At 72.8% G+C, this 19,693-nt stretch carries 18 protein-coding genes; 11 read left to right on the forward strand and 7 right to left on the reverse strand.

Annotated features, from left to right (window positions below):
- Positions 1–50 precede the first annotated feature (50 nt).
- The 6 genes from ACFIF2_RS12385 to ACFIF2_RS12410 all read right to left on the reverse strand — a co-directional run bounded on the left by ACFIF2_RS12385 (position 51) and on the right by ACFIF2_RS12410 (position 6,196).
- On the reverse strand, positions 51–1,040 hold the full coding sequence (locus tag ACFIF2_RS12385; RefSeq protein ID WP_395572638.1) for a zinc-dependent alcohol dehydrogenase family protein: 990 nt from the start codon (positions 1,038–1,040) through the stop codon (positions 51–53).
- Positions 1,037–1,912 (reverse strand): carbohydrate ABC transporter permease, encoded by an 876-nt coding sequence (locus ACFIF2_RS12390; protein ID WP_395572639.1) that lies wholly within the window; start codon positions 1,910–1,912, stop codon positions 1,037–1,039. The genes ACFIF2_RS12385 and ACFIF2_RS12390 overlap by 4 nt, the downstream gene beginning before the upstream one ends.
- Positions 1,909–2,853: a carbohydrate ABC transporter permease gene (locus ACFIF2_RS12395; protein WP_395572640.1), complete on the reverse strand. Its 945-nt coding sequence runs from the start codon at positions 2,851–2,853 to the stop codon at positions 1,909–1,911. Before ACFIF2_RS12395 ends, ACFIF2_RS12390 begins: the two co-directional genes overlap by 4 nt.
- Positions 2,850–4,220: an ABC transporter substrate-binding protein gene (locus ACFIF2_RS12400; RefSeq protein ID WP_395572641.1), complete on the reverse strand. Its 1,371-nt coding sequence runs from the start codon at positions 4,218–4,220 to the stop codon at positions 2,850–2,852. The genes ACFIF2_RS12395 and ACFIF2_RS12400 overlap by 4 nt, the downstream gene beginning before the upstream one ends.
- Positions 4,221–4,343: 123 nt before the next feature.
- Entirely contained in the window at positions 4,344–5,114 is a 771-nt protein-coding gene (locus tag ACFIF2_RS12405; protein WP_395572642.1) for a DeoR/GlpR family DNA-binding transcription regulator, read from the reverse strand.
- Positions 5,115–5,386: 272 nt separating this feature from the next.
- A complete protein-coding gene (locus ACFIF2_RS12410) occupies positions 5,387–6,196 on the reverse strand; it encodes an NAD-dependent epimerase/dehydratase family protein (RefSeq protein WP_395572643.1) in 810 nt (269 codons plus the stop codon).
- 343 nt (positions 6,197–6,539) lie between these two features.
- Between ACFIF2_RS12410 and ACFIF2_RS12415 the strand changes: the two genes are divergently transcribed.
- Positions 6,540–7,496, forward strand: coding sequence for a 5-dehydro-4-deoxyglucarate dehydratase (locus ACFIF2_RS12415; protein WP_395572644.1), 957 nt, complete (start codon positions 6,540–6,542; stop codon positions 7,494–7,496).
- A complete protein-coding gene (locus ACFIF2_RS12420) occupies positions 7,493–8,662 on the forward strand; it encodes a hypothetical protein (RefSeq protein ID WP_395572645.1) in 1,170 nt (389 codons plus the stop codon). Before ACFIF2_RS12415 ends, ACFIF2_RS12420 begins: the two co-directional genes overlap by 4 nt.
- An 80-nt stretch (positions 8,663–8,742) precedes the next feature.
- Here ACFIF2_RS12420 and ACFIF2_RS12425 read toward each other — a convergent pair whose 3' ends face one another.
- On the reverse strand, positions 8,743–9,975 hold the full coding sequence (locus ACFIF2_RS12425; protein ID WP_395572646.1) for an MFS transporter: 1,233 nt from the start codon (positions 9,973–9,975) through the stop codon (positions 8,743–8,745).
- A gap of 142 nt (positions 9,976–10,117) precedes the next feature.
- Here ACFIF2_RS12425 and ACFIF2_RS12430 point away from each other — a divergent pair, with 142 nt between their 5' ends.
- From ACFIF2_RS12430 to ACFIF2_RS12470, 9 genes are all read left to right on the forward strand, one after another.
- Entirely contained in the window at positions 10,118–10,717 is a 600-nt protein-coding gene (locus ACFIF2_RS12430; RefSeq protein WP_395572647.1) for a TIGR03086 family metal-binding protein, read from the forward strand.
- Positions 10,718–10,922: 205 nt separating this feature from the next.
- Entirely contained in the window at positions 10,923–11,591 is a 669-nt protein-coding gene (locus tag ACFIF2_RS12435) for a GntR family transcriptional regulator (protein ID WP_310873985.1), read from the forward strand.
- On the forward strand, positions 11,588–12,496 hold the full coding sequence (locus ACFIF2_RS12440; RefSeq protein ID WP_395572648.1) for a dihydrodipicolinate synthase family protein: 909 nt from the start codon (positions 11,588–11,590) through the stop codon (positions 12,494–12,496). Before ACFIF2_RS12435 ends, ACFIF2_RS12440 begins: the two co-directional genes overlap by 4 nt.
- Positions 12,493–14,229 carry an L-arabinonate dehydratase gene (araD, locus tag ACFIF2_RS12445; protein WP_395572649.1) on the forward strand — a complete coding sequence of 579 codons (1,737 nt, stop codon included), beginning with the start codon at positions 12,493–12,495 and terminating at the stop codon, positions 14,227–14,229. Before ACFIF2_RS12440 ends, araD begins: the two co-directional genes overlap by 4 nt.
- Before the next feature lie 111 nt (positions 14,230–14,340).
- Positions 14,341–15,276, forward strand: a complete 936-nt coding sequence (locus ACFIF2_RS12450) for a carbohydrate ABC transporter permease (RefSeq protein ID WP_395572650.1) — start codon at positions 14,341–14,343, stop codon at positions 15,274–15,276.
- Positions 15,273–16,172: a carbohydrate ABC transporter permease gene (locus tag ACFIF2_RS12455; RefSeq protein WP_395572651.1), complete on the forward strand. Its 900-nt coding sequence runs from the start codon at positions 15,273–15,275 to the stop codon at positions 16,170–16,172. Before ACFIF2_RS12450 ends, ACFIF2_RS12455 begins: the two co-directional genes overlap by 4 nt.
- Positions 16,169–17,326 carry a Gfo/Idh/MocA family protein gene (locus tag ACFIF2_RS12460; protein ID WP_395572652.1) on the forward strand — a complete coding sequence of 386 codons (1,158 nt, stop codon included), beginning with the start codon at positions 16,169–16,171 and terminating at the stop codon, positions 17,324–17,326. The genes ACFIF2_RS12455 and ACFIF2_RS12460 overlap by 4 nt, the downstream gene beginning before the upstream one ends.
- Complete coding sequence (locus tag ACFIF2_RS12465) at positions 17,323–18,168, forward strand: PmoA family protein (RefSeq protein ID WP_395572653.1); 846 nt, start codon at positions 17,323–17,325, stop codon at positions 18,166–18,168. The genes ACFIF2_RS12460 and ACFIF2_RS12465 overlap by 4 nt, the downstream gene beginning before the upstream one ends.
- The gene (locus ACFIF2_RS12470) at positions 18,165–19,685 is read left to right on the forward strand and encodes a family 43 glycosylhydrolase (protein WP_395572654.1); all 1,521 of its coding nucleotides are present in this window, start codon (positions 18,165–18,167) and stop codon (positions 19,683–19,685) included. The genes ACFIF2_RS12465 and ACFIF2_RS12470 overlap by 4 nt, the downstream gene beginning before the upstream one ends.
- The last annotated feature ends 8 nt before the right edge of the window (positions 19,686–19,693 follow it).

Genomic DNA, 19,693 nt, shown 5'->3' on the forward strand with positions numbered 1-19,693 from the left:
TCCGATCGGGCCGGGGGCCCGGGGACCGGGGTCCCGGACCCCCGAAGGGCTCACGGCACGACCACGATCTTCCGTCCCACGCCCGCCGCGAACTGCTCCAGCGCCTGCGGGTAGCGGTCCAGGGGGATGCGGTCGCTGATGAAGACGTCCGGGTCGAGGATGCCGCCCGCGAAGAGTTCCGCCGCGCGTTCGTAGCTGTGCAGGACCGCCATCGAGCCGGTGATGGTGATCTCCTGGTTGTAGATGCGGTACGGGTCGATCCGGACCCGGGTCGCGTAGTCGGCGACGCCGAACTGGAGGAACGTGCCCGCCTTGGCGACCCGGTCCAGTCCGTCCTGGATGGCCGCCGCGTTGCCGGTCGCGTCGATGACGAGGTCCCAGCCCTGCGGGCGGTCCAGCTCGTCCGGGGTCGCCGCCGAGCCCGAGACGCCGAGGCCGCGGGCGGTCTCCAGACGGGCCGGGTTGAGGTCGACCATGTCGACGCTGGCCGCTCCCGTCCGCTTGGCCAGCTCCAGCATCATCAGGCCCATCGTGCCGGAGCCGTAGATCAGGACGTGGGCGCCGAGGCGGGACCGGAGGACGTCGTAGCCGCGGACCGCGCAGGACAGGGGCTCGATCAGGGCCGCGTCCTGGGTGCGGACGTGCTCGGGGAGCTTCACGCAGTTCGCCACGGGGGCCACCGCGTACGTCGCCGCGCCGCCCGCCGTCGTCACGCCGATGGCCGCCCAGCGCTCGCAGAGGTTGTTGTGGCCGGTGCGGCAGTAGCGGCACTCGTGGCAATAGAGGGAGGGGTCGACGGCGACCCGGTCACCGACCGCAACCTCCGTGACCCGGGTGCCGACGCCGACCACCGCGCCGGCGAACTCGTGGCCCGGCACGATCGGGAGCTTGGGGGCGAACTCGCCCTGGAGGATGTGCAGGTCGGTGCCGCACAGGCCGCAGGCGGCGACCTCGACGACGACCTCGCGCGGCCCTGGCGTCGGGTCCGGGACCTCGGTGACGACGGCACGGCCCACGGACTCGATGACGGCGGCCTTCATTTCACGGCTCCCAACGACAGGCCCTGGACCAGTTTGTCCTGGGCGGCGAACCCCGCGGCGAGCACCGGCAGGGAGATGACGAGCGACGCGGCGCACACCTTGGCCAGGAACAGGCCCTGGCTGGTGATGAAGCCGGTCAGGAAGACGGGGGCGGTCTCGGCGACCACGCCCGTCAGCACCCGGGCGAAGAGCAGTTCGTTCCAGCTGAAGATGAAGCAGATCAGGGAGGTCGCGGCGATGCCGGGGAGGGCGATCGGGGCGACCACCCGGGCCAGGATCGTCGGCAGCCGCGCGCCGTCCACCCGGGCCGCCTCGATGATCGCGACCGGGACCTCGGCGAGGAAGGACTGCATCATCCACACCGCGATCGGCAGGTTCATGGAGGTGTAGAGGAGGACCAGCAGCCAGATGTTGTCCAGCAGGCCGGTGTTCTTGGCGAAGAGGTAGATCGGCAGCAGGCCCGCCACCACCGGCAGCATCTTGGTGGACAGGAAGAAGAACAGGACGTCCGTCCACTTCTTCACCGGGCGGATGGAGAGGGCGTACGCGGCGGGCAGGGCCAGTACCAGGACGAGCAGCGTCGACACGATCGACGCCACCGCCGAGTTGGCCAGCGCCGGCCAGGGGCTCGCGCCGCCGCCCGCGCCGAAGAACTCGCGGTAGCCGTCCAGGGTGAGGGAGGCCGCGAAGGACGGCGGGTTGGTGGCGGCGTCCTCCTCCGAGTGGAAGGAGGTCAGGGCCATCCAGGCGATGGGCAGGAAGAAGACGACTCCGGCCAGCCAGGCGACCAGGCCGAGGCCGGCCCCGGCCCCGCGGCGGGACCGTGCGGGCTTCGTGCCGGTGACGACGGGGCGTACGGCGGTGGCGGTCATGCGCGGCCGACCTCCTCGCGGAACAGGGACGACACCACACGCAAGGCGAAGGTGGCGATGACGATCGAGCCGATGACGACCAGGACGCCCGCGGCCGAGGCGAGGCCGTTCTCGTGGGCCTGGTAGAAGCTCTGGTAGACGGTGTAGGGCAGGTTGGCGGTGCCCAGGCCGCCGGACGTGATCGTGAAGACCGCGTCGAAGTTCTGCACGATGTAGATCGAGCCGAGCAGGGCACCCAGCTCCAGGTAGCGGCGCAGGTGGGGCAGGGTGAGGTGGACGAAGATCTGCCAGTCGCTCGCGCCGTCCACCCGGGCGGCCTCGATCTGCTGCTGGTCGCGGCTCTGGAGTCCGGCCAGCAGGATCAGCATCATGAAGGGCGTCCACTGCCACACCAGCGCGGCCTCGACCGCGAGCAGCGGGGTGTTGGAGATCCAGTCGGGCTGCGGGCCGCCGACGTAGTGCAACAGGCCGTTGAGCAGCCCGTATTCGGGGTTGTAGAGGACGTGTTTCCACAGCAGGGCCGCCGCCACCGGGACCACCAGGAACGGGGCGATCAGCATGGTGCGGACCACGCCCCGGCCCTTGAACCCGCGGTCCAGCAGCAGGGCGAGGGCCAGGCCGAGGACCAGGCTCGCCAGGACCACGGCCACCGTCAGCAGGATCGTCGTCCACACCGACTTGCGCAGGTCCGGGTCGCCGAGGACGTCGCCGTAGTTGCTGAAGCCCGTGAAGTGGCGGGCGTCCGGATAGAGGGAGTTCCAGTCGAAGAAGGAGATCACCAGGGTCGCCACGAAGGGCAACTGGGTGACCGCGATCATGAAGATCAGGGCGGGCAGGAGCGGGGCCCGGGTGGCCCAGGCCCGCAGCCTGGGGGAGGGCGGGCGGACGGGGGCGCGTACGTGGTCGGGGGCGGCCGAGGGGGCCGTGGTCGTGGCGGTCATCGTCCCTCGTACTCCTCGGAGATCTTCTCGGCGAGCTGCTGGGACTTCTTCAGGGCCTGTCCGACGGACTGGCGTCCGGCGATGGCCGCGCTGATCTCCTGGGAGACCTTGGTCCCGAGGTCGGTGAACTCGGGGATGCCGACGAACTGGATGCCGGGCGCGGGGCGGGGCTGCACGCCGGGATCGTTCGGCCTGGCGCCCTCGATGGCCTCCCGGGTCATCTCCTGGAAGGCGGCGGCCTCCTCGACGTAGGCCGGGTTCTCGTACGTGGAGGCGCGCTTGCCGGCCGGGACGTTCGACCAGCCGATCTCGTCGCCGACGAGCTGCTCGTACTCCTTGCCGGACGCCCAGGAGACGAACTTCCAGGCCTTGTCGGCGTTGCGGGAGGCCTTCTGGATGCCCCAGGCCCAGGTGTAGAGCCAGCCGGAGGACTCGGTCCGCTCCACGGGGGCCGGGGCGTAGCCGACCTTGCCCCGGACCGGGGACTCGGCCGAGTCCAGGGAGCCGGCCGCGGAGGTGGCGTCGTACCACATGGCGACCTTGCCCTGCGTCATGTTGTTCAGGCACTCGGCGAAGCCGGACTGGGCGGCGCCGGACTGGCCGTGCTCGCGGACCAGGCCGACATAGAACTTCGTCGCCTTCTCCCACTCCGGCGAGTCGAGCCGGGCCTGCCAGTCCTGGTCGAACCAGGTGCCGCCGAAGGTGTTCACGACCGTCGTCAGCGGGGCCATCAGCTCGCCCCAGCCGGGCAGGCCGCGCAGGCAGATGCCCTTCATGCCGGGTTCCGCGCCGTCGAGCCGCTCGGCGAGGTCGGCGACCTGGGTCCAGGTGGGGTGCTCGGGCATGGTCAGGCCCTCTTTCGCGAACACGTCCTTGCGGTACATCAGGAAGGACGACTCGCCGTAGAAGGGCTGGCCGTAGAGCTTGCCGTCGTCGCCGGTGAGGGACTCGCGCATCGGCCCCAGGACGTCCTTCTCGTCGTACGCGGGGTCCTCGGCGACGTAGGGGTCCATGGGGCGCAGCCACTCGTTGCGGGCGTAGATCGGTATCTCGTAGTTGGAGAGGGTGGCGACGTCGTACTGGCCCGCCTGGTTGGCGAAGTCCTGGCTGATCTTGTCGCGGACGTCGTTCTCCGGCAGGACGGTGAAGTTCACCTTGATGCCGGTCTCCTCGGTGAAGTGGTCGGCGGTGAGCTTCTGCAGCTCCACCATCTGCGGGTTGTTGACCATGAGGACGTTGAGGGAGTCGCCGCCTGATCCGGCCCCGCCCGCCCCGACCCAGCAGCCGGAGAGCAGCGGGGCGAGCAGCGTCCCTGCGGCGGCCGTGGCGAGCGTGGCTCGCGGCCTCCGTCGGCTCTGGGTTCGCATGGATCGCTCCTGAACTTATGGGGAGGAATAGGGAGGAATAGGGAGATAGAGGGCGGAAGAAGGCGTGGGGTGCCGCGGGAGGGGACGCGAGCAGGCTTCGGGGGCCGGCTTCGTGGGTCTCGGTCAGACGCGGATGACCTGGGGTCCCAGCAGCGAGTAGCGGTGGGCCTCGGCCGTGGGCAGCAGGGTGCTGGTGACGATCGCCTCCAGGGCGCCGACCTCGGCGAACCGGCAGAAGCTGACCGCCCCGAACTTGGTGTGCGTGCCCGCGAAGACGGTGCGGCGGGCGGCGCGGATCGCCTGGGCCTTGACCTCGCTGACGGCCGGGTCGGGGGTGGTGAGGCCGTGTTCGCGGGAGATGCCGTTGGCGCCGATGTAGGCGAGGTCGATGACGAAGCCGGACAGCATCTTCGTCGTCCAGTGATCGACGGTGGCGAGCGTGCCCGGGCGGACCCGGCCGCCGAGCAGCAGGACGGAGGTGTCGCCGGCCTCGGCGAGCGCGCCGGCGACCGGCAGGGACGCGGTGACCACGGTCAGCGGCCGGTCCCGGGGGAGGGCCTCGGCGATGAGCTGGGGGGTGAAGCCCTCGTCGACGAAGACCGTCTCGGCGTCGCCGAGCAGCTCGGCCGCGGCGGCGGCGACCCGGCGCTTCTCGGGCACGTGGCTGGTGGCGCGGAAGGCGAGCGTCGTCTCGAACCCGGCGCTCTCCACGGGGTAGGCGCCGCCGTGGGTGCGGCGGACCAGGCCGTGGTCCTCCAGGGCGCGCAGGTCACGCCGTACGGTCTCCTTGGCGACGCCCAGGTCGGCCGCGAGGGCGGTGACGTCGACGGAGCCGGTGGCGCGGGCGACCCGCACGATCTCGTGCCGGCGCTCCTCCGCCGTCTTCGTGCCCATGCCGAACACCCGCCCCACCGCCTCGTCGCCGTGTCCCTGCCCGTTCGGGCCCGGAAGGTCCTTGGGGGAAGTTCTACAGCGGCCGTGCGGCACTGACCAGGCCTGTTGCCCGGGCGATGCTGCCCGTTCCTGCCCGCTTCGGCCGCCGGGTGCCCGTCCGGGACCTGGCAGGCAGCGGGAGGAGGGGTGGGAACGGGCGGCACGGGTGCCCGCATGCCGAGGCGGGCGGGCCCGTTCGGTGCCCGCCCGCCTCGATGGCCGACCGGTTCCGGTCAGTACGGCCAGATCGGGGGGTCGGTGACGAAGTGGCCGCCCAGGCGGGCGTGCGCCGGGTCGTCCGGGTCGAGGTCGCCCTGTTCGGCGATCAGCTTCTCGGCGTACGGCTCGGAGTCGTCGCACGGCTCGTAACCGAGGGCTCGCGCGGAGGTGAGGTCCCACCACAGGCGGGTGTTGGCGGAGGAGCCGTGGACGACGGTGTGCCCGACGCCCTCGGCGGTCAGGGCGGCGTGGAAGAGGCGGGCGCCGTCGGCGGGGCTCATCCACACCGAGAGCATGCGCACGCTGGTCGGCTCCGGGAAGCAGGAGCCGATGCGGACCGAGACGGTCTCCAGGCCGTGCTTGTCCCAGTAGAACTGCGCGAGGTCCTCGCCGAAGGACTTGGACAGGCCGTAGAAGGTGTCCGGGCGGCGCGGGGTGTCGATCGGGATGAGCGGGTCGTCGCCCCGCGGGCGCGGGGTGTAGCCGACGGCGTGGTTGGAGGAGGCGAAGACGATGCGTCCCACGCCCTCCTCGCGGGCGGCCTCGTAGACGTTGTACGTGCCCTCGATGTTGGCCTTCAGGATCTTCTCGAACGGGGCTTCCAGGGAGATGCCGGCGAGGTGGATGATCGCGTCGACGCCCCGGACCGCCTCGCGCAGGGCCGCCCGGTCGGCGAGGTCGGCGACGATCGCGTCCGGCTCGCCCTCGATCGGGCGCAGGTCGAGCAGGCGCAGGTCGTAGCCGAAGGCGGGGAGCAGGTTCCGCATCAGGGTGCCGAGACCGCCGGCGGCGCCGGTGAGCAGGACGGTGCGGGGTGCGGGCATCCTCGGGACTCCTAGGTCTCCTGTGGGTCTGCGGCTGGTCTGCGGTGGGTCTGCGGCGGATCTGCCGGAACGGCGGCTGAAGCGACGGCTGAAGCGACGACGTCCCTGTGGGCGCCCGCCGTTCATATGCGTGGACACGCTAAAGAACCGGTGGTCACGCGTCAAGGGCCCGCATGCTTGACGGTGTTGGCGGGGCGGCTTAGCGTGGGCGCGTTCAGAAATATGGACGCAGATCACGCATATGACGACGACGCTATGACGACTCGATGCCATGACGACGACGCGATGACGTCGCCAACACGTCGCCATGACGTCGCCCATGGATACGGAATGGGGAGCGCCCGTGACCTCAGCCCCTCTCGCCACCCGGCTCGCCGCTCCCGGCGGGCCGCTGTTCTTCCCCGTCACGGCCTACGGACCCGGCGGCGAGGTCGACCTCGACGTCTACCGCGCCCATGTGCGCGCCGGGGTCGAGGCCGGGGCCGCCGCCGTGTTCGCCTGCTGCGGCACCGGTGAGTTCCACGCGCTCACGCCCGAGGAGTTCCAGGCCTGCGTCCGGGCGGCCGTCGAGGAGACCGCCGGACGGGTACCCGTCGTGGCGGGCACGGGCTACGGCACCGCCCTCGCCGTGCGCTACGCCCGCCTCGCCGAGGAGGCGGGGGCCGACGGGCTGCTCGCCATGCCGCCGTACCTGGTGCTCGCCGGGCAGGAGGGGCTGCTGCGGCACTACCGGGAGGTGACCGCGGCGACCTCCCTGCCGGTGATCGTCTACCAGCGCGACAACGCCGTCCTCACCCCGGAGACCGTGGCCGGGCTGGCCCGTACCGAGGGGATCGTCGGCCTCAAGGACGGGCTCGGCGACCTCGACCTCATGCAGCGGATCATCAGCGCCGTGCGCACCGAGGCCCCCGGCGAGTTCCTCTACTTCAACGGGCTGCCGACCGCCGAACAGACCCAGCTCGCCTACCGCGCGCTCGGCGTCCCCCTCTACTCGTCCGCCGTGTTCTGCTTCGCCCCCGAGATCGCCCTCGCCTTCCACCGCTCGCTCCGCACGGGCGACGAGGCCACGGCGCACCGGCTGCTTGACGGCTTCTACCGGCCCTTCGTCGAACTGCGCGCCCAGGGCCGCGGCTACGCCGTCGCCCTGGTGAAGGCGGGCGTACGGCTGCGGGGCCTGGACGTGGGCGAGGTGCGGCCGCCGTTGCAGGAGCCGGCCGAGGACCACGTGAAGCGACTGGCCCGCATCATCGAGCACGGCCACGCGCTGCTGGACGACGCGAGCGCGGGGGAGGGCGCGTGAAGGCGTCGGCGTTCGTCTACCCCTGGGACGTCAACGGGGACCCGGCGGCGGCGCGGCTCATCGCCGGCACCGGCGTGGAGCAGGTGACGCTCGCCGCCGCCTACCACTCCACCCGCGCCCTCACCCCCCGCCACCCCCGCCACCGCGTCGTCACCGCCGAGTACGCCGCCGCCCTCTACCCGCCGGACGCCGCCCGCTGGGAGGGCCGCGAGTTCCGCCCGTACGAGGCCGGGGACTGGGCGCCCGGCGACGCCTGGGGCGAGGCCGCCGCCGCCCTCGCGGACGCGGGAGTGGAGGTGCACACCTGGGTCGTCCTCGCCCACAGCTCCCGCCTCGGCGCCGAGCACCCGCACACCTCGGTCGTCAACGCCTACGGCGACCGCTACCCCTGGGCACCCTGCATCGCCCAGCCCGCCACCCGCGCGTACCTCACCGCCCTGGCCGCCGAGGCGGCCACGCGGGACGGGGCGCGCGGCACCGAGCTGGAGTCCCTCGGCTGGTACGGGCTCGCCCACCTGCACGCACACGACAAGACGGGCGGGGTCGCGCTCGGGGACGCCGGGCAGTACCTGATGTCGCTGTGCTTCTGCCCGCACTGCCGGGCGGGCTACGGCGGTCAGGGCCTCGACCCCGACGAACTCGCCGCCGCCGTGCGCGCAGCGCTGGAGCCGGTGTGGCGGGGGACGGTGCCCTCGGACGGCGGCTGGGCGGGCGTCGGGAAACTGCTCGGCGAGGCGTCGGCCGAGGCGACCCGCGTATGGCGGGACGAGCGGGCCCGCACGCTCCAGGAGGAGGCGGTCGCGGCCGTGCGCACCGCCGCGCCCGACGGCTTCCAGGTCCTGCTGCACGCCGACCCGGTGTCGTACCACTGCGGCGCCAACGCCGGTGTCGACCCCGCGCACATCCTCTCCGTGGCGGACGGCGTGGTCGTTCCCTGCACGGGCGGCGCGGGCCTGCTGAGCCCCTTCGCCGAGCAGGGCCGCGCCGGCGCCGTCCTGGCCGCCAACCTCACCGTGGTCTCCGGCATGGGCGGCAGCCCGCACACCCTCGCCGACGACGCGGCCCGCGCGCGTGACCTGGGCGCGACACAACTGCGGCTGTACCACGCGGGGCTGGCGTCGGACGGGGACCTGGAGGCGGTACGGGCCGGGCTGGCGGCGAGGTGAGGGCGGGGGACGCCTGAGGGAGCGGTGAGATGAGGGCGGGGGACGCCTGAGGGGCGCGCGGGTGCCTCCGGGCCCCGTGCTCACGTCCCCTCGGTCTCCGCCGGCCGGCGGGCGAGCGGTACCGCCGTCGCCAGCAGGACGGCCCCCAGGGCGGGCAGCAGTATGCGGAGGTCGGCACGTTCCACCAGCACCGCGCCCGCCGCCAGGCCGAGCACGTTCGGTGCGAAGACCAGGGAGTGGGCCGTGGCCGTGACCCGGCCCAGCAGCGGCCCCGGCGTCTCCCGCTGGACGGCGGTCAGGGCGGCGATCAGCACCGCCGGCATCCCCGCCCCGGCCGCCGCGCAGGACACCAGGGCCACCGCGTCGTACGGCACGGCCCGCACGGCCACCGCCGCGGCCAGCAGCGCGATCCCGGCCGCCGCGAACCGCCGTCCGCCCACTCTGCGCAGGGCGGGCCCGGCCAGCAGCCCGACCGTCACCGACCCGGCGCCCTGGACGGCGTACAGCACACCGGCGTACGCGGGGGAGTGCCCCAGGGAGTCGACCACGGCGTACAGCGTGGGCCCGCAGACGCCCGCGCACAGCATCATGGCGCCGCCCGCGAGGACCAGCGGGCGCAGCCGGGGGTGCCCCCACAGGTACCGGGCGCCCTCGGCCGTCCCGCGCCGCCGGCTCACGGTGGGCCGCTCGGGCCTCGCCTCCCGCACGCGCAGAGCGGCGTACAGCCCCGTGGCCAGCACGAACGTCGCCGCGTCCAGCAGGACCACGCCGGGGCCGCCGTACGCCGCGTACAGGCCCGCGCCGGCCAGGGGCGCCACGAGCTTCATACCCTCGCTCGCGGTCGTGCGCAGCCCGTTGAAGTCGCCGAGCAGGCGCGGGTCGACGGCGGCGGCGACGAGCGCCGACTCGGCCGCGTCGTGGACCACGCCCGCCGCGCCGTAGACGAACAGCACCGCGAACAGCAGCCACAGGGTGTCCGGCGAGTCGACGGTGAGGAGGGTGAGCACGAGGGCGCCCAGGAGCAGGTTCACGCCGATCAGCAGCGGCTTGCGGCGGACCCGGTCGGCGAGCGTGCCCAGCGCCGGGCCCGCGAGCACCGGTGCCCACATGGCCAGCATGCACAGCGCCGCGAGCCCGTCCGAGCCGGTGAGGTCCTTCACCCACACCCCGGACGCCAGCCACAGCGCCGAGGTGCCGAAACCCGACACCACCACCCCGGCCAGACACAGCCCCGCGTCGCGGTCGTGCAGGACACGGGCCACGGGCCACGATCCGGGGGCCGTCCTTCGCCTGCGCGTCGTCCTTGTCGTCATGCCTGGTCATCGTGGGGCTGAGGGGTGGCCGTCGGCATCGGGCGGATGCCCTAGGAGCGGGCGCGCCCGCCGATGAGTTTCGGGGCCGTGACCGGTCTACCTCCTCAGGACAGCCGTCCCCGCGACACCCGAGGAGCACCCGATGACCCAGGCCCCGACCACCCTCGATCTCGGACCGCAGACCCGCGTCCTCACCCGCCTCGCCGAGGGTGTGGGCGACGCCCGTCTCGACGACCCGACGCCGTGCCCGGACCTGGCGGTCCGCAACCTGCTCGGCCACCTGACCGGCCTGGCCGTCGCCTTCCGCGACGCCGCGCGCAAGGACCTGGGCGCCACGACCGACACCGACCCCGGGGCGGCCGTGCCGGACATCGGCCCCGGCTGGCGCGAGGAGCTGGCGAAGGTGCTCGGGGAACTCGCCGAGGCCTGGCGCGCCCCGGACGCCTGGACCGGCATGACCCGGGCCGGCGGGATCGACCTGCCCGGCGAGGTGTGCGGTGCCGTGGTCGCCGACGAACTGGTGATCCACGGCTGGGACCTGGCCCGCGCCACCGGCCAGGAGTACCGCCCCGACCCGGCGGCCCTCCAGGCGTCGTACGGCCTGCTCTCCGCCGCCGCCGAGGAGGCCGACCGGGACGCCGGCATGTTCGGTCCCGTCGTCGCCGTCCCCGCCGACGCGCCGCTGCTGGACCGGGCGGTGGGCCTGAGCGGACGCGACCCGGGCTGGACGCGCCCCGCCTAGGAGCGGCACCAGAACCTCAACTTCCTTTGTCAGAAGCATTGACGTGGCCTCGCGCCCCTCTTACCTTCAACGCGTCGTACTCCGTACGTCATATATGAGACGCGATACGCGAGATCAGATTCCGGGCCCGGATCAGGGATTCAGATCCAGGGACGGCCCGGTGTCCGAGGTCCGCGCATCCGACGCGAGATTCCGAGAGGCGCGCATGACCTCTGTGCCCACGCCGATCCCCTCCCGCACGCAGTACGTGCTGGAGGAGATCAAACGCCGCATCCTCACCGGCCGGCTGACGCCCGGCCAGGCCCTGGTCGAGACCGACCTCGCCGCACAGTTCGGGGTGTCCAAGACACCGGTGCGCGAGGCGCTCAAGACCCTGGCCGGTACCGGACTGGTCGTCATGAGCCAGTACAAGGGCGTCACCGTGCGCATGGTGGACGCGGACATGGCGCGCGAGGTCTACGACGTGCGGCTGCTCCTGGAGCCCGAGGCGCTCAGGCGCGCGGTGCGCCGGGGAGCCTCCCTGGACGCCGCCCGGGACGCGCTGACCCAGGCCGACCAGGCCACGGACACCGCCGAACGGTCGCTGGCCAACCGGGAGTTCCACCGCGCCCTGTACGTGCCGTGCGGCAACCCGCTGCTCGGCCGGATGCTCGACGAGGTCCGCGACCAGGCGGCCCTCGTCTCCGCCGTCGCCTGGGCCGCCGACCCCTCCTGGGAACGCGAGGCCGGCGAGCACCAGGAGATCCTGCGCCTCGCCCTCGCCGGAGACGCGGACGGCGCGGCCCGCGCCCTGCACGCGCACATCGCGTCGTTCGTCGAGCGGGCCTTCCCCGAAGCGGGGACGGCGGCCCAGGAAGAGGACGGTCAGGCATGACAGCGACGTTCGAGACCCAGCGGGCGGCCCTGGCCGACGTGGTGGCGATCCCGGTGACCCCGTTCGCCGAGGACGGCACCGTGGACCCCACCGTCTACCGGGCCCTGCTGCGTCGTCTCCTCGACGGTGGCATCACGACCCTCACCCCGAACGGCAACACCGGCGAGTTCTACGCCCTCACGCCGGCCGAGCGCCGCCTCGTCACCGAGCTGACCGCCGAGGAGGCCGGCGACCGCGCGGACATCCTGGTCGGCGTCGGACACGACCTGCCCACCGCGGTCGCCTCCGCGCGGCACGCCCGCGACCTGGGCGCCACCATGGTGATGGTCCACCAGCCCGTCCACCCCTACGTCTCCCAGGGCGGCTGGGTCGACTACCACCGCGCCATCGCCGAGGCCGTGCCCGCGCTGGGCGTCGTCCCCTACATCCGCAACGCGCAGCTCACCGGCGCCCGGCTCGCCGAACTCGCCGACGCCTGCCCCAACGTCATCGGCGTGAAGTACGCCGTCCCGGACGCCGCCAGATTCGCCGCCTTCGCCCGCGACGCCGGCCTGGAGCGCTTCGTGTGGGTCGCCGGGCTGGCCGAGCCGTACGCGCCCTCGTACTTCTCCGCGGGCGCCACCGGCTTCACCTCGGGCCTCGTGAACGTCGCCCCGGCCGTCTCGCTGAACATGATCGAGGCGCTGCGGTCCGGCGACTACACGGCCGCCATGAAGGTCTGGGAGCAGATCCGCCGCTTCGAGGAACTGCGCGCCGCCAACGGCTCCGCCAACAACGTCACCGTGGTCAAGGAGGCCCTCGCCTCACTCGGCCTGTGCCGCAGGGAGGTCCGCCCGCCGAGCAAGCCCCTGCCGGAGGACGAGCGCGCCGAGGTCGCCGCCATCGCCGCGGGGTGGTCGATATGACCGGCCCCGCCCGCAAGCGCCCCGAGGACCTCCGCAGCCACCAGTGGTACGGCACCGACGGACTGCGCTCCTTCAGCCACCGCGCCCGCACCCGCCAGCTCGGCTACCTGCCCGAGGAGCACCTCGGCAAGCCCGTCATCGCGATCCTCAACACCTGGTCCGACATCAACCCCTGCCACGTCCACCTGCGCGATCGCGCCCAGGCGGTCAAGCGGGGCGTGTGGCAGGCGGGCGGCTTCCCGCTGGAGTTCCCGGTCTCCACGCTCAGCGAGACCTTCCAGAAGCCGACCCCGATGCTCTACCGCAACCTCCTCGCCATGGAGACCGAGGAGCTGCTGCGCTCCTACCCGGTCGACGGCGCCGTCCTGATGGGCGGCTGCGACAAGTCCACCCCCGCCCTGCTCATGGGCGCCGCCTCGGTGGACCTGCCCGCGGTCTTCGTGCCCGCCGGGCCCATGCTGCCCGGGCACTGGCGGGGCGAGACCCTCGGCTCCGGCACCGACATGTGGAAGTACTGGGACGACAAGCGGGCCGGCCTCATCGGCGACTGCGAGATGCAGGAGTTGGAGAGCGGCCTGGCCCGCTCGCCCGGCCACTGCATGACGATGGGGACCGCCTCCACGCTGACCGCCGCCGCCGAGGCCCTGGGCGTCACGGTCCCCGGCGCCTCCAGCATCCCGGCCGTCGACTCCGGGCACGACCGGATGGCCGCCGCCGCCGGACTGCGCATCGTCGAACTCGTCCACCGCGACCGGAAGCTGAGCGACATCCTCACGGCCGACGCCTTCGAGGACGCCGTCACCACGGTCCTCGGACTCGGCGGCTCCACCAACGCCGTGATCCACCTGATCGCCATGGCGGGCCGCGCCGGCGTCACCCTCACCCTGGACGACTTCGACCGCGTCGCCCGCACGGTCCCGGTCCTGGCCGACGTCCGGCCCGGCGGACAGAAGTACCTGATGGAGGACTTCCACTTCGCCGGCGGCCTGCCCGGCTTCCTCTCCCGCATCACCGACCTGCTCCACCTGGACCGCCCCACCGTCGCGCACGACACGATGCGCGAACAACTGGAAGGCGCCCTCGTCCACGACGACGACGTCATCCGCCTCCGCGACAACCCCGTCGCGCCCGAGGGCGGGGTCGCCGTCCTGCGCGGCAACCTCTGCCCCGACGGCGCCGTCATCAAGCACATCTCCGCCGAACCGCACCTGCTGAGGCACACCGGTCCCGCCGTGGTCTTCGACGACTACAAGACGATGCAGCGCACCATCAACGACCCGTCGCTGGGCATCACCGCCGACAGCGTGCTGGTCCTGCGCAACGCCGGACCCAAGGGCGGCCCGGGCATGCCCGAGTACGGCATGCTGCCCATCCCCGACCACCTGCTCAAGCAGGGTGTGCGGGACATGGTCCGGATCTCCGACGCCCGGATGAGCGGCACCAGTTACGGCGCGTGCGTGCTGCACGTGGCCCCCGAGTCGTACGTCGGCGGACCGCTCGCCCTGGTGCGCACCGGCGACTCGATCACCCTCGACGTCGAGGCGCGCTCCCTGCGGCTCGACGTGGACGACGAGGAACTGGAGCGCCGCAGGGCCGCCTGGACACCGCCGCCCGCCCGGTACGAGCGGGGCTACGGCGCGCTCTACAACGAACAGATCACCCAGGCCGACACCGGCTGCGACTTCGAGTTCCTGGCCCGCCCGGGCAAGGTGCGGGACCCGTACGCCGGCTGAACCCCGTACGCCACGAAAGACCTCCGCACACCCCTGCACGCGGAGAAAGCGCTTCCTGTACCGGCGCTTCCCGTACGACCCACGCACGACGCACCAGAACGGAGAACTGTCATGGCCCAAGCCGCAGCCGTGGCGAAACCGCCCGCGCCACCCCGGCGGCGCCGTGCCTCCGCCACGCCGCGCAGGCTGCCGTACCTGCTGATCGCACCGGCCGCCCTGCTGATGCTGGGCTTCATCGCCTACCCGGTCATCAGCGTCTTCTACTACAGCCTCCAGGAGTACAACCCCACCAAACCGTGGCGCAACGGCTACGCGGGCTTCGACAACTTCGTCAAGATCTTCACCGACGACCCGGTCTTCTGGGACACCCTCGTCTTCAGCGCCAAGTGGGTCTTCGTCGAGGTCGGACTGCAACTGCTCTTCGGTCTGGCACTGGCGCTGATCGTCAACCAGACCTTCGTCGGCCGGGGCATCGGGCGCGCCCTGGTCTTCTCCCCGTGGGCCGTCTCCGGCGTGCTGACCTCGGCGATCTGGGTGCTGCTCTACAACTCCCAGACCGGCATCTCCCGCTACCTCGCCGACCTGGGGATCGGCGAGTACGGCACCAGCTGGCTGTCGGACACCTCGACCGTGTTCTCCGCGGCCGTCGTCGCCGACCTGTGGCGCGGCGTCCCGTTCTTCGCGATCCTCATCCTCGCCGACCTCCAGTCCGTCTCGAAGGACCTGTACGAGGCCGCCGAGGTCGACGGGGCGAGCCGGATCAAGCAGTTCTGGCACATCACGCTGCCGCACCTGAAGGACGCCATCATCCTGTCCACGCTGCTGCGCGCGGTGTGGGAGTTCAACAACGTCGACCTGCTCTACACCCTGACCGGCGGCGGACCCGCGGGCGAGACCACGACGTTGCCCCTGTACATCGCCAACACCAGCGTCGACGCGCACGACTTCGGCTACGCGTCGGCCCTCACCACGGTCGCGTTCGTGATCCTGCTCTTCTGCTCGATCGTCTATCTGCGGCTGAGCAAGTTCGGAGGCGAGAACAAGTGATCACCAAGGAGGCCCCCGCGCCCGCCCCCGCGCCCGCGCCGGCCGGCCACGAACCGCCGCGGCACGCGAAGAAGCACCGCCCCGCCTGGGACGAGGTCCCGCGCTGGCAGATCTACCTGCCGCTCGGCGTCTACCTGGTCTTCACCCTGATCCCGTTCTACTGGATCCTGCTCTTCGCGCTCCGCCCGGCCGGCTCGACCTCGCTCGTGCCCTGGCCGATGACCTTCGAGCACTTCGAGAAGGTGTGGACCGACCGCAGCTTCGGCACCTACTTCGAGAACAGCGTCTACGTCGGTCTCGCCACCCTGGTGATGACCACGCTCGTCGCGCTGGCCGGCGGCTACGCCCTCGCCCGGTTCGACTTCAAGATCAAGCGGGCCTTCATGCTCGCCCTGCTCTGCTCCCAGTTCGTGCCCGGCGCGCTGCTGCTGGTCCCGCTCTTCGAGATCTTCGCCGAGCTGCAGATGATCAACTCGCTGGGCAGCGTCATCATCGCCGAGACGGTCTTCCAGCTGCCCCTGTCGATGATCCTGATCAGCAACTTCATCAAGAACGTGCCGTATTCGCTGGAGGAGGCCGCCTGGGTCGACGGCTGCGGCCGGTTCCGGGCCTTCCTGGTGGTCGTCCTGCCGCTGCTGCGGCCGGGTCTCATCGCCGTCGGCTCCTTCGCCTTCGTGCACTCCTGGAACCATTTCCTGTTCGCCCTGATGTTCCTCAACAACCAGGAGAAGCAGACCATCCCGGTCGGCCTCAACACCCTGATGAGCGCGGACAGCGTCGACCTCGGCGCGCTCGCCGCCGGCGGCATCATCGCCGCCGTGCCGGTGGTCCTCGTCTTCGCCTTCATCCAGAAGTGGCTGATCACCGGCTTCAGCGCGGGGGCGGTGAAGGGATGAGCCGGATTCCCGTCGTCCTCGCCGGCGCCCGCGGCCACGGCCGCTGGCACGTCGCCAACATCCGCCGCCTGGAGCGGGCGGGTCTGGTCCGGCTGGCCGGCATCTGCGAGCTGACGCCGCTGACTGAGGAGGAGGCCGGCGGGGAACTGCCCGAGCAGTCCGCCGACTTCGGCGCCCTGCTCGACTCCACCGGCGCCCGGATCGCCGTGATCTGCACGCCGATCCCCACCCACACCGACCTCGCCCTGACCGCCGCCCGCAAAGGCGTGCACCTGCTCCTGGAGAAGCCCCCGGCACCGTCGTACGCCGAGTTCCGGCGCATGGCCGACGGGGTCGCCGAGGCCGGCGTCGCCTGCCAGGTCGGGTTCCAGTCGCTGGGCTCGCACGCCGTGCCGGCCGTCCGCGAGCTGATCGCCCGGGGCGCCGTCGGCGACGTGGTGGGCGTCGGCGGTGCCGGGGCCTGGGCGCGCGACGAGGCCTACTTCCGCCGGTCGCCCTGGGCCGGCCGGCGGCGGCTGGATGGCGCCGACGTGATCGACGGGGCGCTGACCAACCCGCTCGCCCACGCCGTCGCCACCGCCCTCGCGCTGGGCGGCACCACCCGCGCCGAGGACGTCACCGGCATCGAGACCGAGCTGAGCCACGCCAACGACATCGAGGCCGACGACACCTCCTGCGTGCGGATCAGCACCGCGCGCGGGCCCCGGGTCACCGTCGCCGCGACCCTGTGCGCCGAGCGGCCCGACGAGCCGTACGTCCTGGTGCACGGCAGCAGCGGCCGCATCACCTTCTGGTACAAGCAGGACCGCGTCCTGCTCCAGCGCGCCGGCCACGGCCCCGAGGAGTACGAGCACGGCCGCACCGACCTGCTGGAGAACCTGGTCGCCCACCTCACCACCGGGGCGGACCTGCTGGTGCCCCCGGACGAGACCGGCGCCTTCATGCGGGTCGTCGAGGCGATCCGCCGGGCCCCCGACCCCGAGCCGCTGCCCGCGTCCGCGTGGCACCGCGTCCCCGGCGAGGGCCGCCGCGTGGTCCCCGGCGTCGACGGCCTCGTGGCCGCCGCCGCCGACACCCTCTGCCTCTACTCCGAACTGGGCGCGCCCTGGGCGCCGCGCACCGAACACCCGCGATACGAGGTGAGCACCCGATGACCGGCAACGACTCCCCGGTGCTGCGCGTGGCCGGCCGCCCCGTCGGCCGGTACGTGGTCCGGCCCGGGCTGCCCGCCCGGCTCTCGCCGCGCCCCCACCTGCACCCCGTCACCACCCTGGCCGGCACCGTCGTGACCGAGTCCGGTCCCGCCGACCACCTCCATCACCTCGGCGTCGGTGTCGCCGTTCCCGACGTCGAGGGGCACAACTTCTGGGGCGGACGCACCTACGTCCGCGACCAGGGGCCGACCGAGCTGGACAACCACGGCGTCCAGCGGCACACCGCCTTCCAGCTCCGCGACCCCGACGGCTTCGTCGAGGAGCTGCGCTGGGCCGCCGCCGGCACCGACCTGCTGCGCGAGCGCCGCACCGTCGCCGCCACGGAACTCACCGACACGGCCTGGGCGCTGGACTTCACCTTCTCCCTGACCAACGTCACCCCGGCCCCGCTGACCCTCGGCAGCCCCGCCACCAACGGACGCCCCGGCGCGGCCTACGGCGGCTTCTTCTGGCGCGCCCGCAAGGAGAGCACCGCGCCGGCGGTCTTCACCGCCGACCGGGAGGGCGAGCCGGACGTGCACGGCAGCCGCGCCGACTGGCTCGCGCTGACCGGCGACACCTGGTCGCTGGTGTTCGCCGGGGCCACCGACCGGACCCGGCGCGACCCGTGGTTCGTGCGCACCGGGGAGTACCCGGGCGTCGGCTCCTCCCTCGCGTCCGACGAACGGCGGACGATCGCCCCCGGCGACACCCTCGTGCGCCGGATCGTCACCGTCGTCGCCGACGGACGCCTCGACCCGGACGGCGCCGCCGGCCTCGTACGGAAGGCGGTCGGCCCGTGATCCCCGAGAGCGCCACGACGTACACCAACCCCGTCCTGAACGCCGACTGGTCCGACCCCGACGTCGTCCGCGTCGGCGACGACTTCTACCTCACCGCCTCCAGCTTCGGCCGCGTCCCCGGGCTGCCGCTCCTGCACTCCCGGGACCTGGTGAACTGGACCCTGGTCGGACACGCCCTGACCCGCCTGGAACCGGCGCGGGAGTTCACGACGCCCCGCCACGACTGCGGCGTCTGGGCCCCGTCCCTGCGCCATCACGCGGGCCGCTTCTGGATCTTCTGGGGCGATCCCGACCACGGGATCTTCCAGGTCAACGCCCCCGAGATCCGCGGCCCGTGGACCGGCCCCCACCTGGTGAAGGCGGGCAAGGGCCTGATCGACGCCTGCCCCCTGTGGGACGAGGAGACCGGCGAGGCCTACCTCGTGCACGCCTGGGCCCGGTCCCGTTCCGGCATCAAGAACCGTCTCACCGGCCACCGCATGCGCCCCGACGGCACCGGGCTCCTCGACGAGGGCAAGGTGATCGTCGACGCCGACCGCATCCCCGGCTGGTTCACCCTGGAGGGCCCCAAGCTCTACCGGCACGACGGCTGGTTCTGGATCCTGGCACCCGCCGGGGGAGTGGAGACCGGCTGGCAGGGCGCGTTCCGCTCCCGGGACTTCTTCGGACCGTACGAGGAGAGGGTCGTCCTCGAACAGAAGGACACCGACGTCAACGGCCCCCACCAGGGCGGCTGGGTGCGCACCGCGGCCGGCGAGGACTGGTTCCTGCACTTCCAGCAGCGCGGCGCGTACGGGAGGGTGGTCCACCTCCAGCCGATGCGGTGGGACGGCGCGGACGGCTGGCCGGTCCTCGGCGACGACGGCGCCCCGGTCGCCGAGCACCGGCGTCCGGCGCTGCCCCCGCAGCCGCCCGCCGCGCCCGCGACCGACGACGACTTCCCCGGCGGACGGTTCGGCCGCCAGTGGTCGTGGACGGCCAACCCCCGCGACGGCTGGGCGCTCGGGCACACCGGGGACGGACTGCGGGCGGCCTGCGTCCGCTCGGCCGACGCGCACGACCTGCGCCGGCTGCCGAACGTGCTGACCCAGCGGCTGCCCGGCACGCCCTCGGTCGTCGAGGTGGACCTGCGCCTGGACGCCGGGGAGCCGGGCGCGCGGGCCGGACTGGCGGTGCTCGGCGACGCCTACCGCTGGATCGGACTTGAGCGGGACGCGGACGGGACGGTGCGCCTGGTGCACCGGTTCGCCGAGACGGTCGCGGAACGGGAACGGGACGCCGACCGTCCCCGGCCCGCGCCCGAGGGGCGGGTACGGCTGCGGATCGAGACCCTCCCCGGTGCGCGCTGCCGCTTCTCCTACGACCTCGGCGACGGCCCCCGCCCCACCGGCCGGGAGTTCGCCGCCACCCCCTGGCGCTGGGTCGGCGCCCTGCTCGGTCTGTTCGCGCTCGCCCCCGCCGGCCAGGGAGACGCCGGCACCGCCACCTTCACCCGGTTCCGGATCGGACCCCGGTAACCCATCTC

The sequence above is a fragment of the Streptomyces sp. BK79 genome (assembly GCF_044142145.1).
Taxonomy (GTDB): Bacteria; Actinomycetota; Actinomycetes; order Streptomycetales; family Streptomycetaceae; genus Streptomyces.

Excerpts from the sequence above, each read along its gene's own strand:
- ACFIF2_RS12385 (WP_395572638.1), bottom strand. The coding sequence starts at position 1,040 with ATGAAGGCCGCCGTCATCGAGTCCGTGGGCCGTGCCGTCGTCACCGAG.
- ACFIF2_RS12390 (WP_395572639.1), bottom strand. The coding sequence starts at position 1,912 with ATGACCGCCACCGCCGTACGCCCCGTCGTCACCGGCACGAAGCCCGCA.
- ACFIF2_RS12395 (WP_395572640.1), bottom strand. The coding sequence starts at position 2,853 with ATGACCGCCACGACCACGGCCCCCTCGGCCGCCCCCGACCACGTACGC.
- ACFIF2_RS12400 (WP_395572641.1), bottom strand. The coding sequence starts at position 4,220 with ATGCGAACCCAGAGCCGACGGAGGCCGCGAGCCACGCTCGCCACGGCC.
- ACFIF2_RS12405 (WP_395572642.1), bottom strand. The coding sequence starts at position 5,114 with ATGGGCACGAAGACGGCGGAGGAGCGCCGGCACGAGATCGTGCGGGTC.
- ACFIF2_RS12410 (WP_395572643.1), bottom strand. The coding sequence starts at position 6,196 with ATGCCCGCACCCCGCACCGTCCTGCTCACCGGCGCCGCCGGCGGTCTC.
- ACFIF2_RS12425 (WP_395572646.1), bottom strand. The coding sequence starts at position 9,975 with ATGACGACAAGGACGACGCGCAGGCGAAGGACGGCCCCCGGATCGTGG.
- ACFIF2_RS12430 (WP_395572647.1), top strand. The coding sequence starts at position 10,118 with ATGACCCAGGCCCCGACCACCCTCGATCTCGGACCGCAGACCCGCGTC.
- ACFIF2_RS12435 (WP_310873985.1), top strand. The coding sequence starts at position 10,923 with ATGACCTCTGTGCCCACGCCGATCCCCTCCCGCACGCAGTACGTGCTG.
- ACFIF2_RS12440 (WP_395572648.1), top strand. The coding sequence starts at position 11,588 with ATGACAGCGACGTTCGAGACCCAGCGGGCGGCCCTGGCCGACGTGGTG.
- araD (WP_395572649.1), top strand. The coding sequence starts at position 12,493 with ATGACCGGCCCCGCCCGCAAGCGCCCCGAGGACCTCCGCAGCCACCAG.
- ACFIF2_RS12450 (WP_395572650.1), top strand. The coding sequence starts at position 14,341 with ATGGCCCAAGCCGCAGCCGTGGCGAAACCGCCCGCGCCACCCCGGCGG.
- ACFIF2_RS12460 (WP_395572652.1), top strand. The coding sequence starts at position 16,169 with ATGAGCCGGATTCCCGTCGTCCTCGCCGGCGCCCGCGGCCACGGCCGC.
- ACFIF2_RS12465 (WP_395572653.1), top strand. The coding sequence starts at position 17,323 with ATGACCGGCAACGACTCCCCGGTGCTGCGCGTGGCCGGCCGCCCCGTC.